The sequence below is a fragment of the Patiriisocius sp. 208BN25-11 genome, assembly GCF_058147145.1.
In genome coordinates, this window is sequence record NZ_JBYVJY010000008.1 from 106,642 (window position 1) to 121,432 (window position 14,791).

At 36.0% G+C, this 14,791-nt stretch carries 13 protein-coding genes; 11 read left to right on the forward strand and 2 right to left on the reverse strand.

Annotation, left to right across the window (positions count from 1 at the left end; translation table 11 throughout):
- The first annotated feature begins 64 nt into the window (after positions 1 to 64).
- Both ACY2RS_RS10765 and ACY2RS_RS10770 read left to right on the forward strand, forming a co-directional pair.
- Positions 65 to 1,093 (forward strand): quinone-dependent dihydroorotate dehydrogenase, encoded by a 1,029-nt coding sequence (locus ACY2RS_RS10765; protein ID WP_490098658.1) that lies wholly within the window; start codon positions 65 to 67, stop codon positions 1,091 to 1,093.
- 140 nt (positions 1,094 to 1,233) lie between these two features.
- A complete protein-coding gene (locus ACY2RS_RS10770) occupies positions 1,234 to 1,848 on the forward strand; it encodes a LysE family translocator (protein ID WP_490098659.1) in 615 nt (204 codons plus the stop codon).
- Between the two features lie 2 nt (positions 1,849 to 1,850).
- Here ACY2RS_RS10770 and ACY2RS_RS10775 read toward each other — a convergent pair whose 3' ends face one another.
- Positions 1,851 to 2,237, reverse strand: coding sequence for a hypothetical protein (locus ACY2RS_RS10775; protein WP_490098660.1), 387 nt, complete (start codon positions 2,235 to 2,237; stop codon positions 1,851 to 1,853).
- Positions 2,238 to 2,345: 108 nt separating this feature from the next.
- Here ACY2RS_RS10775 and ACY2RS_RS10780 point away from each other — a divergent pair, with 108 nt between their 5' ends.
- The 9 genes from ACY2RS_RS10780 (at position 2,346) to ACY2RS_RS10820 (ending at position 14,075) form a co-directional block, all read left to right on the forward strand.
- Entirely contained in the window at positions 2,346 to 3,209 is an 864-nt protein-coding gene (locus tag ACY2RS_RS10780) for a hydroxymethylglutaryl-CoA lyase (protein ID WP_490098661.1), read from the forward strand.
- A 105-nt stretch (positions 3,210 to 3,314) separates the two neighbouring features.
- Positions 3,315 to 4,859, forward strand: a complete 1,545-nt coding sequence (locus tag ACY2RS_RS10785; RefSeq protein ID WP_490098662.1) for a bifunctional metallophosphatase/5'-nucleotidase — start codon at positions 3,315 to 3,317, stop codon at positions 4,857 to 4,859.
- Positions 4,860 to 4,928: 69 nt separating this feature from the next.
- A complete protein-coding gene (locus ACY2RS_RS10790; RefSeq protein ID WP_490098663.1) occupies positions 4,929 to 5,402 on the forward strand; it encodes a heme-binding domain-containing protein in 474 nt (157 codons plus the stop codon).
- Between the two features lie 204 nt (positions 5,403 to 5,606).
- On the forward strand, positions 5,607 to 6,833 hold the full coding sequence (locus tag ACY2RS_RS10795) for a DUF4856 domain-containing protein (RefSeq protein ID WP_490098664.1): 1,227 nt from the start codon (positions 5,607 to 5,609) through the stop codon (positions 6,831 to 6,833).
- An 85-nt stretch (positions 6,834 to 6,918) separates the two neighbouring features.
- A complete protein-coding gene (locus tag ACY2RS_RS10800) occupies positions 6,919 to 8,028 on the forward strand; it encodes an imelysin family protein (protein ID WP_490098665.1) in 1,110 nt (369 codons plus the stop codon).
- Positions 8,028 to 9,392, forward strand: a complete 1,365-nt coding sequence (locus tag ACY2RS_RS10805) for an HTTM domain-containing protein (RefSeq protein WP_490098666.1) — start codon at positions 8,028 to 8,030, stop codon at positions 9,390 to 9,392. Before ACY2RS_RS10800 ends, ACY2RS_RS10805 begins: the two co-directional genes overlap by 1 nt.
- 8 nt (positions 9,393 to 9,400) lie before the next feature.
- The gene (locus ACY2RS_RS10810; protein WP_490098667.1) at positions 9,401 to 11,839 is read left to right on the forward strand and encodes a TonB-dependent receptor domain-containing protein; all 2,439 of its coding nucleotides are present in this window, start codon (positions 9,401 to 9,403) and stop codon (positions 11,837 to 11,839) included.
- 136 nt (positions 11,840 to 11,975) lie between these two features.
- On the forward strand, positions 11,976 to 13,448 hold the full coding sequence (gene guaB, locus ACY2RS_RS10815) for an IMP dehydrogenase (protein ID WP_490098668.1): 1,473 nt from the start codon (positions 11,976 to 11,978) through the stop codon (positions 13,446 to 13,448).
- A gap of 222 nt (positions 13,449 to 13,670) precedes the next feature.
- On the forward strand, positions 13,671 to 14,075 hold the full coding sequence (locus ACY2RS_RS10820) for a hypothetical protein (protein WP_490098669.1): 405 nt from the start codon (positions 13,671 to 13,673) through the stop codon (positions 14,073 to 14,075).
- A 56-nt stretch (positions 14,076 to 14,131) separates the two neighbouring features.
- On the opposite strand, the gene ACY2RS_RS10825 is transcribed toward ACY2RS_RS10820, so the two are convergent.
- Positions 14,132 to 14,713, reverse strand: a complete 582-nt coding sequence (locus ACY2RS_RS10825) for a DUF2911 domain-containing protein (RefSeq protein WP_490098670.1) — start codon at positions 14,711 to 14,713, stop codon at positions 14,132 to 14,134.
- Positions 14,714 to 14,791 lie beyond the last annotated feature (78 nt).

Here is a 14,791-nt window from a genome sequence, read left to right on the forward strand (position 1 = left end):
ATAAACATAATCACTATATATAGTATTGCCATTAAACCTTATTTTTGCAAGAAGATTTTACCTTATGTACAAAACACTTTTACGTCCTTTACTTTTTAGTTTTGATCCCGAGAAGGTGCATTATTTTACCTTTTCACTGATAAAGTTTGCACATCGTTTGGGCTTGGGCGGATTGTTTAGAAGTATCTACCAGGTAAAGAATCCTTCATTAGAACGAGAATTATTTGGGCTGAAATTTTCAAATCCCGTAGGCCTTGCTGCTGGTTTTGACAAAAACGCAGTATTGTATAATGAACTAGCCAATTTTGGTTTTGGTTTTATAGAAATTGGTACCGTAACGCCTTTAGGTCAGGAAGGAAACCCAAAACAGCGATTATTTCGTTTAAAAGACGATAAAGGAATCATTAATAGAATGGGTTTCAATAACGAAGGTCTTGAAGCAGCCATTACGCAGTTAAAAAGGAACAAAGGCAAACTCATTATTGGTGGTAACATTGGCAAAAATACCCAAACCCTTCCAGAAGATTATACCAAAGATTATCTTACCTGTTTTAATGCACTGCATCCTTATCTGGATTATTTTGTGCTCAATGTAAGTTGTCCAAATGTTGGAAGCCATGCAAAGCTAAACGACAAAGACTACTTAGAAGAACTTATAGGAGCTGTGCAAAAAGCCAATGCAACTTTTGAAACCCAAAAGCCTATTTTACTAAAAATAGCACCTGATTTAAATACAACACAATTAGATGAGATTGTCGAATTAGTGCTAGACACAAAATTAGATGGTGTGATTGCTAGTAATACCTCTACAGATCGTTCGGGACTTAAAGTTTCCGAAGAAAGACTACAAGAAATAGGAAATGGAGGTTTAAGCGGACAACCTATTAAAGATAAAAGCACTGCCGTAATAAAACATTTATCAGAAAAGAGTGGTAAAGCCTTTCCAATAATTGGGGTAGGTGGCATACACTCTGCAGCAGATGCCTTAGAGAAAATAAATGCTGGAGCAGACTTACTTCAAATCTATACAGGCTTTATTTATGAAGGACCTAGTTTGATTAAAAAGATCAACAAAGCAATACGTGCTCAATAGATTAGCAAGCGCATAAAAAAAGTCTTTGCGTTTCCACAAAGACTAAATTTTTTAACTCTCTTTCTTATAACAATTTTTACCATAAGTGTTGTCGAGACATTTTTTAGTAGCTTACAAAAAAGTTTGATTATTTTTAAAAAATGTTCGAATCCCTCTTATCTTTTGTAGCAGCAACCTGTGTATTGGCCATAAGTCCTGGGCCAGATAATATGTATGTTTTAACACAAGCATTAGTTAATGGTAGTAAAAGTGGCTTGGCTACTACGGCTGGATTGATAAGCGGTTGCATTGTACATACTACCTTGTTGGCATTTGGACTTTCTGCAATAATCACCGCGAATCCCTCTCTTTTTTATGGCATTAAGGTATTAGGAGCGCTCTATTTATTTTATTTGGCCTATCAAGTTTTTAAAAGTGATGCGCGCATTGCTTTTGCTGAAAATGCTCCTAAAAAGACATATACAAAATTATTTAAACAAGGAGTGATTATGAATTTGCTGAACCCAAAAGTGATGATTTTCTTTTTGGCGTTCTTCCCTGCTTTTTTATGGGAACCAGAGGGGCATACTATTTCACAATTTTACATTCTTGGCGGAACCTTTATGCTAGTGAGCTTTTTAATTTTTGGAATTGTTGCACTACTAGCGGGACGTGTGTCTAGCTTTCTAAAACAACAAAAAAACGTGAGTGTGTTTTTAAAATGGCTGCAAATAATAGTATTTGTAGGGATTGCAGTATATATTCTAGTGCCTTAAGTTTACTGTAATAAGCCAAATTGGTTAATGGCTAGTTTGCAAGATACTCCTTTACAACCTAATGGAAGTTCTGTCCAATTGGTTCCTTTTAAACCTTTCAAAACAATTCCTTTTTCATCACTAGCAATGGTAATCATAAAGTCTTTAGCATTTGCTGCTACACTTTGTTTTCCTTTGGCATCAACACTCGTTGTATTAGGAGTCACTTGTAGGGTTTTCCAATTACAACCTTTGGTACAGGTTAGTGTTACTGCATTGTTATTAATTTCTACATTGATCGTAAAATCGGAAGTAGCGGCAGTGGTAGATTGTGCTACTATTTCCGAAGAAAATAGCGATAACATAGCAATAGCAAGTACTGTGAAGTGTGATAAGAATCGAGTTTTCATAAAATTTTTCTTTTCGTAAATATAGGTAAAAAAATAGTTCTTTAAATTTATTCTAAAAAGTAGAGAAACTCTATTTGTCATTTCCAATTTCGGTTTATCTTTACGATAATGCAAAAAGTAAAACTCATAGAATGTCCTAGAGACGCGATGCAAGGAATTAAAGAATGGATTCCTACCGAGAAGAAAGTGCAGTACATACAGTCACTCTTGCGCTGTGGTTTTGACACGATTGATTTTGGTAGTTTTGTATCGCCTAAGGCCATTCCGCAGATGGTGGATACAGCAGCGGTTTTGTCGCAATTAGACCTGTCTGCTACAAAGAGTAAATTACTTGCAATTGTAGCAAACGTTCGTGGAGCACAAGCTGCAGTACAGCACCCAGAAATACAGTATTTGGGCTATCCATTTTCAATTTCAGAAAATTTCCAAATGCGAAATACCCATAAAACCATTGCACAGTCTATAGATACACTTGCTGAAATTTTAGCACTCGCAAAAGCAGCAAACAAAGAAGTAGTGACCTATTTATCTATGGGATTTGGAAACCCCTATGGCGATCCTTGGAATGTTGACATCGTAGGAGAGTGGGCAGAAAAACTGGCTAAGATGGGCGTTACCATCTTGTCTTTAAGTGATACGGTAGGAACTTCAAACCCGGAAACCATAGACTATTTGTTTTCGAATTTAATTCCGAAATATCCGAATATCGAGTTTGGTGCTCATTTACATACTACGCCTACTGCATGGCATGAAAAAGTAGATGCAGCATATAAAGCAGGGTGTAGAAGATTTGATGGCGCCATTCAAGGATTTGGAGGCTGCCCTATGGCAAAAGATGAGCTTACGGGGAATATGCCCACAGAGAAAATGCTAAGCTATTTCAACACAGAAAAAGCGGATACTAACATTCGTACCATGAGTTTTGAAAGCGCGCATAACGAAGCAAGCAAGATATTTCATACCTATCATTAAAAATTATGTTGATTTGAAGCAAGACCGCTTTGCTATAAGAACCTAGAATCAAGAATTAAGATGAAAAAATCGATACACTATATATTATATGCTAAAGGCAAAAGTATGTCTTTGCTCTTTGTTCTTTTCTCTTTGTTCTTATTTCTGCAAGGATGTAAATCCACTAAAAATCCTGCCTCGACGTCAGGCGGGTCCGAAGCACCTAAAAAAGAAACGGTTACTATAAAATTAATTCAAGTAAATGATGTCTATGAAATTGCGCCCTTAAGTGGCGGTAAATATGGAGGTATGGCACGTGTAGCGCATATAAGTGATTCTATAAAAAAACAATTCCCAAATAGTTACTTGGTGATGGCTGGCGATTTTTTAAATCCGTCCTTGCTAGGAACCTTAAAAGTAGATGGGAAACGTGTGAGAGGACGACAAATGATTGAGGTGATGAACGCCATGGACTTTGATCTAGCCACTTTTGGTAATCACGAATTCGACATTAAAGAAACCGAATTACAAGAACGCTTAAACGAAAGTACATTTGAGTGGGTCTCTGCCAATGTATTTCAAAAAAGTGGAGATGATGTACGTGTTTTTCATAGTATTAAAGAAGGCGATAGCATTCCTATTCGAGAAACTGTTTTTTATGACATCGATATAGGAAAGGAAGCCCCCATACGCGTTGGTTTTTTTGGCGTTACTATAGACTCTAACCCAAAAGATTTTGTGCACTACAGCGATTATATGTTAGAAGCACGTTCTGCCGTGAGTAGTTTAGAACAAGCGCAAAGTGATGTTATAATTGGACTTACGCATCTAAAGGTCGAGCAAGATCAACACGTTGCAGAAGCCTTACCCAATATCGATTTTATCATGGGTGGTCACGAGCACCATAATATGTTAGTGCCTACAAAAGGAGCAACCATAGCTAAAGCAGATGCCAATGCAAAGACCATGTATGTGCATACCCTTGTGTATGATGTGGCTTCGGAAAGTTTAGACATCCAATCTGAGTTAGTTCCCGTAACAGATCTCGTGCCTTCTTTACCCTCTGTGCAAGCAGTGGTGTCTAAATGGGATGCAATTTTAGAAAAAGAGATTAAAACAGTGGTTGAGAACCCTGATGAGGTGATCTATAAAGCAGCTGTTCCTTTGGACGGAACAGATACTCCCAATAGAAGCACACAAACAAATTTAGGTGCTATTATTACAGCTGCCATGGTACTGAGTTTTGATACTCCTGTTGAGGGTGCTCTTGTAAATGGAGGTTCTTTTAGATTAGACGATATGTTGTCTGGAGATATTGTGAGTTTAGATGTTTTTAGAGTCTTACCCTTTGGGGGCGATGTTTTAAAAGTAGATCTTACAGGTGCTTTGCTCATAGAAGTATTAGACTATGGTCTTGCTGCCAAAGGTACTGGCGCGTATTTGCATCGTCATGGATTTTTACAAGAAGAAGACGCCTGGTTTTTAAATAAAAAGAGAATCGTGAGTGACAAAGTCTATACTATAGCTTTTAGTGACTTTTTGTTAAAGGGATATGATATTCCTTTTTTAACACCAGACAATCCAGGCGTTAAAAACATTTACAAAGCCACTGCTTTTGAAGACGCATACGATATTCGAAGAGCCGTGATAAATTATATGAAATCTTTATAAGTTTAATTTACTTCAATTTGTTTAGAATAATTCTAAATAATAATTATTTTTGTTTTTAAAATAGAAATCATGAAATACATAAAATATTTTTTAATACTTGCTTTAGCAGCGCTTGTAGTAATTCAGTTTATACGCCCTGAAAAGAACGCTAGTGGTTATGAGACCGTAGCACTTTTTGAAAAAGAAGCAGTACCTTCTAAAGAAATAGCTGCCATTCTTAAAACCAATTGTTATGATTGTCATAGCAACCAAACCCAATATCCTTGGTATGCAGAAATAGCACCTGTGTCGTATTGGTTAGACGAACATATTGAACACGGGAAAGGACATTTTAATGTGAGTGAATGGAGTAGTTATTCTGCAAAAAAGAAAGATCACAAGCTAGAAGAACTTATTGAGTATGTAGAAGAAGGGGAGATGCCTTTAGACTCATATACTTGGTTGCATGGTGACTTGTCTGATAAAGACACCAAACTGCTCCTGGATTGGGCTCAGATGGCGCGATTAAAATATCAAAAAGAGATGGGTGATTTGAGTAAATAGAAAACTCCCTTTTGAAAATGTGAATCCTAAAATGTTAAATTTTAGGATTTTTTTTGTCCTAATGCTACGAATATCAGGGGCTTTACATTTTAGTAACATTCCTTATTTAAATTTAATCTAAATAAACTTGTGTAAACCAAGATTCAGTTCTATTTTTGCATCTGAAATAATATGTTATTTATATTAAGTCTAAATAAGGTTTACATGAAAAAACTAGCAATACTCTCTTTATCGATTACCACGTTACTTATGTCTTGTGGCAATGATGATGATACCACACCAGTACAAATGGAAATTCCAGTAGCAGCTCCTATAGACTATACATTTTTAAGAAATGGTGTGTCAACGGTCTCTTTTAGTGGGCAAACCACACGAATTTTAATGGCAGAAGAAATTGTAAGTGCATTTAAAGATGTGGACAATGCAACACAGGCTTCTATTCAATCGATGTTTGATCATCAAGAAGGTGTTTCAAATTTTGAAGATGCATCTTTAAATGCTTCAGGAAAAAATGTGCGTAGTAAAACGGCTGCATCTCAGGACTATTTTTCAGCTAACACAGCAGAAGCTGCAGCTATAAAGGCAACATTCGACAATTATATTGGTATTCAAGTAGCAGATGTTTTTCCTAATTGGAATACTGTTGCTGCTCCAGGTGTCGCAGGACAAATTGCAGATGGATCTTCTACTAGATACATTGCGGCAAATGGTTTAGAATACAACCAAGCCTTTGCAAAAGGATTGATAGGAGCTCTAATGACAGATCAGATATTGAATAATTATTTAAGTCCTGCTGTATTAGATGCAGAAAATAATGTTGAAAATAATGATAATGATATCTTAGATGGAGATAAGCCATATACTACTATGGAGCATAAGTGGGATGAAGCTTACGGGTATTTGTTTGGTACTGCAGCGAATACAGCAAATCCTATTCCTACTATTGGTGAAGCAGACAATTTCTTAAATAAGTATGTAGGTAGAGTTGAAGGAGACACAGATTTTGCTGGAATCGCGAAAGATATTTTTGATGCTTTTAAATTAGGTCGTGCTGCAATTGTAGCTAAAAACTACGATGTTAGAGATGTACAAGCAGCTTTTATACAAGAGAAAATTTCAGAAATTATAGCCATTAGAGCAATCTATTACCTTCAAAATGGTAAAATGGCAATCCAAAATGAAGATCTTGGTGCTGCTTTTCATGACTTATCAGAAGGGTATGGTTTCTTAACAAGCCTACGATATACAAAAAGCAGTGGAACAAACACATCTTATTTCACAAGAGCCGAAGTGGACGGGTTTATCGACGATTTAATGACAGATGGTGCTAATGGATTATGGGATGTAACACCAGCAACATTAGATGCTATTTCTGAGGCTATTGCAGCTAAATTTAGCTTTACAGTTGCTCAGGCAGCAAGTACAAATTAATTTCACGAATGCTAGTAATCGAGCAACAGTTTTATTCCTATGAAAAACAGTAGCTTTTGATTATTTTTGCAAAAAATTAAATTATATGAATTTTAAGTTTTTTTGGTTACCGGTAGTAGTTTTATTTTTAACAGCTTGTGGCGATGATGAAACCACTACAATACCTGAGCAAACAGATACTTTCGATCGTGCTGCTTTGTTGGCGAATTGGGCAGATAACAGTATCATTCCTGGGTATACTTCGCTTTCAAGTACTACAGATAATTTAGTAGCTAGTACACTTTCTTTTACCACAACTCCCTCTTTAATAGGATTAGAAGAAGCACGTTCAAATTGGTTAGCTGCTTATACAGCTTTTCAGAAGGTAGCGATGTTTGAAATTGGAAGAGCAGAAGTGTTAAACTATAGAAACAGATTAAATGTATATCCAGCTAATACTTCAGAGATTGAAGGTCTAATAGCTTCTGGTTCCTGGAATTTAGAATTGCCATCAACACTAGATGCACAAGGTTTTCCAGCCATAGACTACTTATTGTATGGTCTAGGAACAGATGATGAAATTATTGCAGCTTATACAACAAATGCAAACGCTGCAAATTACAAACAATACTTAGCAGATTTAGTGCAAATCATACAAACCTTAACCAACGAAGTGTTATCTGATTGGCAAAATGGGTATAGAGAAACTTACGTAGCAAATACAAGTTCTTCTGTTACAGGAGCGGTTGATCAAACTGTAAATGCCTTTTTATTTTACTATGAAAAAGCATTAAGAGCGGGAAAAGTGGGTATTCCTGCTGGTGTTTTTTCTGGAAGTCCATTGCCTCAAAATGTTGAAGCGCTTCACAAAGAAGATATTTCTAAACAACTCCTAGAAGAAGCCTTAAAAGCTACCAAAGACTTTTTTAATGGGATTGGTCTTGGTGGTTCTGGAACAAGTTTAAAAGCATATTTAGATGCTTTAAATGTTGTGAAGAATGGGAGCGATTTAAGTACATTGATTAATAACCAATTCCAAGCCGCTTCTTCAGAAATAAGCGAATTAAATACTAGCTTTGTTAGTCAAATTACCACAGACAATACAAAAATGCTTGAAGCGTATGATGCATTGCAACGTAATGTTATTCTCATGAAAGTTGACATGCTACAAGCCTTGAGTATCGATATTAATTATGTTGACGCAGATGGTGATTAATGAATAATTTGCTATCAACATATTTTACAAAACAGACAAAGGCTGCCCCATTGGCGGCCTTTCGTATTTTGTTTGGTATCATGATGTTAATAAGCATTGTTCGTTTTTGGAGGTATGGATGGATAGAAAAATTATACATAACACCTACTTTTTCTTTTTCTTATTTTGGTTTTGAATGGCTACCATCTCTTGGTAATTACACCTACGTGCTTTTTGTTCTTTGTGCTATTTCTTCTTTATGTGTTGCTATAGGTTATAAGTATCGAATTGCTATAGTATTGTTCTTTTTGAGTTTTACCTACATAGAGTTACTCGATAAAACAACATATCTAAATCACTATTACTTTATTAGTTGCTTGAGTTTTCTACTTATATTCTTACCAGCAAATGCGTATTTCTCAGTAGATGCTTTAAAAAATAATAAAGGAGCTACCAGATACATACCCAAATGGACTGTTGATAGTATTAAGTTATTGCTAGGTATTGTTTATGTATATGCTGGTTTAGCAAAATTAAATAGTGATTGGTTGTTGGAGGCAATGCCCCTACAAATATGGCTTCCGTCCAAATATGATACGCCATTGTTAGGAGATGCATTACAACAAGAATGGATGCATTATGCCTTTAGTTGGGCAGGCGCAATATATGACTTAAGCATTCCATTTTTGTTATTATATAAACCCACGAGGTCAATTGCATTTGTTGGAGTTGTTGTATTTCATGTGCTAACGCGGGTTCTTTTCCCAATAGGCATGTTTCCTTACATCATGATCGTGAGTGCGCTTATTTTTTTTAATGCTTCTTTTCACGAACGTTTTCTTTTGTTTGTTTCTGAAATTTTAAAGAAAATAAATCTTTTTAAAGCTGCTAAAATTTCAAATAGTTCTCAAGCTTCAAGGACTAAAGTTTCGAGGTACGTCGTATCTTTGTTCCTTGTAGTACAATTACTTTTGCCGTGGCGTTATTTGGCATATCCGGATGAATTGTTTTGGACAGAGGAGGGCTATCGTTTTTCTTGGCGTGTGATGTTAATGGAGAAAGCTGGATACGCTCAATTTACAATTGAAAATACCGAAACAGGTGCCCGATTTGCAGTAAATAACAGTGATTTTTTAACGCCGTTTCAAGAAAAACAAATGAGTACTCAACCAGATTTTATTGTTGAGTATGCACATTATTTAGGGTCGCATTTTAAAAGCCAAGGACATCAAAATATTGCTGTTTATGTGGAGAGTTATGTAGCACTTAATGGGAGATTGAGTCAGCCCTACATAGATCCTGAGGTAGATTTACTGCAAGTAGAAGATACCTTTGCGCACAAAGATTGGATTTTGAATTTTAATGATACCATACAAGGATTATAGTATTTTATATGAAGCATGTTTCTCAAATATTAAGTGTTTTTCTTTTCTTTTTTCTTACTGTTGCACAAGCGCAGTATACTCTAACAGGTACTGTTGTTTCTGAAAATTCAAAGACTCCCATTCCAAATACAGAGGTGTATAATACTACCTTATCATCTTCTACAGTAACAGATGCTCAGGGAAACTTTACCTTCGAAAATGTTCCGGCAGGTACTTATACTTTTGTTGCCTTTTCTTTCGCTTTTGAAGTAGTGGAGGTGACCAAGGAAATTTCAGAAAATACAAACATAACCTTTGTACTGCCAGTTTTAGGAGAAACCCTAAGTGAGGTTGTAATTACAAAACGAAAAGAAAAAATATTTGCGCTACGCAAACTAAGAGAAGTAGAAGGGACAGCAATATATGCTGGAAAGAAAAGTGAAGTTGTAGTGTTAGATAATCTTACAGCAAATCTAGCTGGAGGAAACGCAAGACAAATATATGCGCAAGTGGTGGGGTTGAATATATATGAAAATAATGATGCTGGACTCCAGCTCAATATTGGTGGTAGAGGATTAGATCCTAATCGAACCGCTAATTTTAATACTCGTCAAAATGGTTATGATATTTCTGCAGATGTCTTAGGTTATCCAGAGAGTTATTATACCCCTCCTGCAGAAGCAATAGAACAAATAGAGGTAGTGCGCGGTGCTGCCTCGTTACAATACGGTACTCAGTTTGGTGGGCTTATCAATTTTAAATTGAAGCAACCTCACAAGACCAAAAAAATAGACTGGGTTTCACGACAATCTGTTGGAAGTAATAACTTGTTTACTAGTTTTAATAGTTTGAGTGGCACTACTGGTAAAATAGGTTACTATGGCTATTTTAATTACAAAACAGGAAATGATTTTAGACCTAATTCTCAATTTAAATCCTATAACGCCTATGCGCATGTAGATTATGCATTTAGTGATAATACGAAGGTGACGTTTGAGTTTAGTTTTTTAGATTATCTAGCCCAACAACCTGGTGGTCTTACCGATGCTCAATTTGAGGAAGATCCTACGTTTAGTAACAGAACCCGAAATTGGTTTGATGTAGACTGGAAATTATATTCGTTACGATTAGATCATGCACTATCACCAAAAACAGACATTAGCTTTAATGTATTTGCGTTGGATGCAGCGAGGAGATCTGTTGGTTTTAGAGAAAACAGGGTTTCACAAGTAGATGATTTAGAAGCTCCAAGAGAACTCATTGTGGGAAATTTTAAAAATTGGGGCGCAGAAGCTCGTGTGTTAACACGCTACAATTTATTTAAAACAGAGCAGACATTACTAGTAGGTGCTAAATATTATCAGTCTAACAATTCTGAACGTCAAGGACCAGGCACCAATGGTACAGATGCTGATTTTAATTTTGCAGATGCATCATTTCCTGACTATGCCCGACAAAGTAATTTTACGTTTCCAAATTTGAATCTTGCCTTCTTTGGGGAGCATATTTTTAAAATTTCAGAAAAACTAAGTATTACTCCTGGATTTAGAGTAGAGTATATCAAAACGGAAAGTCAAGGTGCTTTTAAAAACATTATTTTTGATTTAGCTGGAAACCCGATACTTAATGAAACCATTCCTGATAACCGCGATTTTGAAAGAAACTTCGTGTTATTTGGTATAGGTGGTAGTTATAAACTAAGTAATGCTACAGAGTTATATGCTAATGTTAGTCAAAACTATAGATCTGTTACGTTTAATGATATTCGCATAACAAATCCATCATTAACGGTTGATCCAAATATTACAGATGAGCAGGGGTATACTTTCGATTTGGGAGCGCGTGGTAGGTTTAAAAAATATCTGTCTTACGATGTAGGTGCATTTTTATTAAGTTATCAAGACAGGTTAGGAGTCATTGTTCGGGAGGTAAGTGATATTGAAGAGGAGCGGTTTAGAGGAAACATTGGAGATGCTATTACCTATGGTCTAGAGAGTTTTGTAGATTTTAATATTTGGGAAACCTTTTCAACCAACGAAAATTTCAGAATGAACACCTTTGTAAATCTTGCTTACACAGAAAGTGAATACACACGCTCTGAAGAAAACAATGTAGAAGGAAAACAAGTTGAGTTTATTCCAAAAATTAACTTAAAAACAGGGCTTTCTTTTGGGTATAAAAACTTTTTGAGCAGTATTCAATATACCTATTTAACAGAACAGTTTACAGATGCAACCAATTCTCCCAGAGATTTGTCTAGTCAGAGTGGGATTGTAGGTGAAATACCTTCGTATGATATTTTAGATCTATCACTTTCTTATAGTTATAAATGGTTCAAATTAGAGTCTGGAATCAATAATGTACTAGACAATAGTTATTTCACGAGGAGAGCTACTGGGTATCCAGGGCCCGGTATTATACCAAGTCAGCCAAGAACTTTTTATGCATTACTGCAGTTTAAGTTGTAGTATTTAAAAAGTCAGTCATTAAGTTAAGGAGAACTCTTGTTCTATGGGCTGCGTCGTTACAATAATTAATAGTACATTTGCACGCAATTAATCACTAATTACTTTCTGCTCTTTTGAAAGTGAAATCTTAATTGCAATGACCGCACACGAAAATAAAATTCTAGGAGAAGGACTTACCTACGACGATGTACTTTTAGTACCGGCATTTTCGGAAGTACTTCCCAGAGAGGTTTCTATTAAAACCAACTTTACAAGAAATATCACTTTAAATGTTCCTATTGTATCTGCTGCTATGGATACAGTGACAGAAAGTGCTATGGCTATTGCTATGGCTCGTGAGGGTGGTATTGGGGTGTTGCATAAAAACATGACCATCGCACAACAGGCTGCCGAAGTACGAAAAGTAAAACGTGCAGAAAGTGGGATGATACAAGATCCTGTGACGCTTAAAAAAGACAATACGGTTGGAGATGCTCAAAATACGATGCGTGAGTATAGTATTGGAGGAATTCCTATCACAAACGATGCGGGTAAATTAATTGGTATTGTCACCAATCGCGATTTGCGATTTGAGAAAAACTACGAAAGAAAACTGGAGGATATTATGACTTCAGAAAACTTGGTTACGGTTGCTAAAGGTACGTCATTGCAAGAAGCAGAAGCTATTTTACAAGAAAACAAAATTGAAAAATTACCCGTTGTAGAAGAAGATGGGACTTTGTTAGGATTAATTACTTTTAGAGATATTACAAAGCTTACTTTAAAGCCAACGGCAAATAAAGATAACTATGGTAGATTGCGAGTAGCTGCTGCCTTAGGAGTTACAGCCGATGCTGTAGAACGTGCAGAGGCTCTGGTCAATGCACATGTTGATGCTGTAATTATTGACACAGCCCATGGCCATACCAAAGGAGTGGTTACTGTTCTAAGAGAAGTAAAGAAAAAATTCCCAACACTAGATGTAGTGGTAGGGAATATCGCCACCGCAGAAGCAGCAAAGTATCTAGTCGAAGCTGGTGCCGATGCTGTAAAAGTGGGTATCGGACCAGGATCAATTTGCACCACACGTGTCGTAGCTGGTGTAGGGTTTCCGCAATTCTCCGCAGTGCTAGAAGTTGCTGCAGCAATTAAAGCAACCGGAGTCCCTGTAATTGCAGATGGAGGTATTCGATACACAGGAGATATTCCTAAAGCAATTGCTGCTGGAGCAGATTGTGTAATGCTAGGATCTTTATTAGCGGGAACCAAAGAATCTCCAGGAGAAACTATAATCTACGAAGGTCGAAAGTTTAAGAGTTACCGTGGTATGGGATCTGTAGAAGCGATGAAGCAAGGTTCTAAAGATCGTTACTTTCAAGATGTAGAAGACGATATTAAAAAATTAGTTCCTGAAGGAATCGTAGGTCGTGTGCCTTACAAAGGAGAGCTAGTAGAGAGTATGACGCAATTTATAGGTGGTTTAAGAGCTGGTATGGGGTATTGTGGTTCTGTAGATATAGAAACACTTAAAGAGACTGGAAAGTTTGTTAAAATAACAGCTAGTGGTATTAATGAAAGTCATCCTCATGATGTAACAATAACCAAAGAGGCTCCAAATTATAGTAGATAACAGTGCTATCTTGAGATGACAAAAACTAAAAGTCCTGCTTCTTTTACTACTAAGAAGAAAAAATATGTGGCAGGCATTTTACTGTCACTATTAATGCTATTCGCTAGTTTTTTTCAAGCAACATCTCCTTAGCAAAGTGATTTAAAAGTTGAGAATGTTACATTAAAAAGTAATCCAAAATTTTTAATTCGTAAAAACCGATATGGTAAAAGATATTACCTAGTGCTTAATGTAGGGAGTGATGTTTATAAAGTAGAAGGCGTTGATTATCGATATTTAAAGCATAAGACTTTTAAAAAGCATATAAAGAAAGGTACAATACTTCAGATAAGTCATCTAGACAAAAGTGTCTTTAAGATTAAATTTGATCAGACAAACTTATTGCGATATCACGAAGCTAACCTACACAAGCAGAAAAATAAAACGTTCACGAGAATACTATCACTTTCTGCACTCATAATGCTTATAATACCCTTTCTATTTCCTAAACAATTTGAAGACAGTGTTGGAGTTCCCTCAAGATTAACATATAATCACCTTATAATTACTGTAATACTTCTCGCTAGTGTTGGGAGTTTCTTTTTTATGGGAGGTGATTTTATTACCAATAAAGAATTTATCTATTAGGTATGTAAAAAAAGTCCAGCAACGCGAGATGCTGGACTTTTCTACTTTAAATCTATTTATTGTTTCGCTTTCAAAGTGTTGGTTTTGTTAATTTCAGCAGTTTGCATAGTTGCTTTTACAATTGTAGTATCCCAACCTAAGTACATATTAATGCCGCTTTTTCCCTCATCAAAAGTAATTGAAAACGCTTCAATACTTTTTTTCTCCATAGATACAGGTGCCTTGAAGCGAATAACATCCTTTTTTTGAGAGTACGTATAAGCTCCCCAAACATTGGTGTCGCGATTAATGATAATGGTCCATTCTTTTGCGCCAGGTATTGTAAATAAAGAATAGGTTCCAGGCTCTATAATGGTTTTACCAATACTCATGGGTTTGTAAAAAGTGATCTCAGCAGCTTCATTAGCTCCAGTTCTCCAAACTTCTCCCTCGGGAGCTAATTTAGACAAGGGTCTTCCGTTAAGTTGAGGTCTACTATAAGTAACTTTAACGGTTTTGTCAGATACCTTATAACTTGAAGGGAAGGATGCAGCATCCATAGGGCTTTTGTCTAATTTGCTAAAGTTTTGAGCAAAAGAGGTTTGAGTTGCAAATAAGGCAAGGGTGAAAATGAGCGCTAATGCTTTAAGATTTTTCATGATTTCTTAGGTGTTTTGTGTTTTTTCTTCGGAAATGTTAGTCGCATTCCAAAAGGTTTAAATGATTTGAATTTCAGT

What these genes read in the sequence shown, in the direction of transcription:
- ACY2RS_RS10765 (WP_490098658.1), top strand. Translation starts at nt 65, where the DNA reads ATGTACAAAACACTTTTACGTCCTTTACTTTTTAGTTTTGATCCCGAG.
- ACY2RS_RS10770 (WP_490098659.1), top strand. Translation starts at nt 1,234, where the DNA reads ATGTTCGAATCCCTCTTATCTTTTGTAGCAGCAACCTGTGTATTGGCC.
- ACY2RS_RS10775 (WP_490098660.1), bottom strand. Translation starts at nt 2,237, where the DNA reads ATGAAAACTCGATTCTTATCACACTTCACAGTACTTGCTATTGCTATG.
- ACY2RS_RS10780 (WP_490098661.1), top strand. Translation starts at nt 2,346, where the DNA reads ATGCAAAAAGTAAAACTCATAGAATGTCCTAGAGACGCGATGCAAGGA.
- ACY2RS_RS10785 (WP_490098662.1), top strand. Translation starts at nt 3,315, where the DNA reads ATGTCTTTGCTCTTTGTTCTTTTCTCTTTGTTCTTATTTCTGCAAGGA.
- ACY2RS_RS10790 (WP_490098663.1), top strand. Translation starts at nt 4,929, where the DNA reads ATGAAATACATAAAATATTTTTTAATACTTGCTTTAGCAGCGCTTGTA.
- ACY2RS_RS10795 (WP_490098664.1), top strand. Translation starts at nt 5,607, where the DNA reads ATGAAAAAACTAGCAATACTCTCTTTATCGATTACCACGTTACTTATG.
- ACY2RS_RS10800 (WP_490098665.1), top strand. Translation starts at nt 6,919, where the DNA reads ATGAATTTTAAGTTTTTTTGGTTACCGGTAGTAGTTTTATTTTTAACA.
- ACY2RS_RS10805 (WP_490098666.1), top strand. Translation starts at nt 8,028, where the DNA reads ATGAATAATTTGCTATCAACATATTTTACAAAACAGACAAAGGCTGCC.
- ACY2RS_RS10810 (WP_490098667.1), top strand. Translation starts at nt 9,401, where the DNA reads ATGAAGCATGTTTCTCAAATATTAAGTGTTTTTCTTTTCTTTTTTCTT.
- guaB (WP_490098668.1), top strand. Translation starts at nt 11,976, where the DNA reads ATGACCGCACACGAAAATAAAATTCTAGGAGAAGGACTTACCTACGAC.
- ACY2RS_RS10825 (WP_490098670.1), bottom strand. Translation starts at nt 14,713, where the DNA reads ATGAAAAATCTTAAAGCATTAGCGCTCATTTTCACCCTTGCCTTATTT.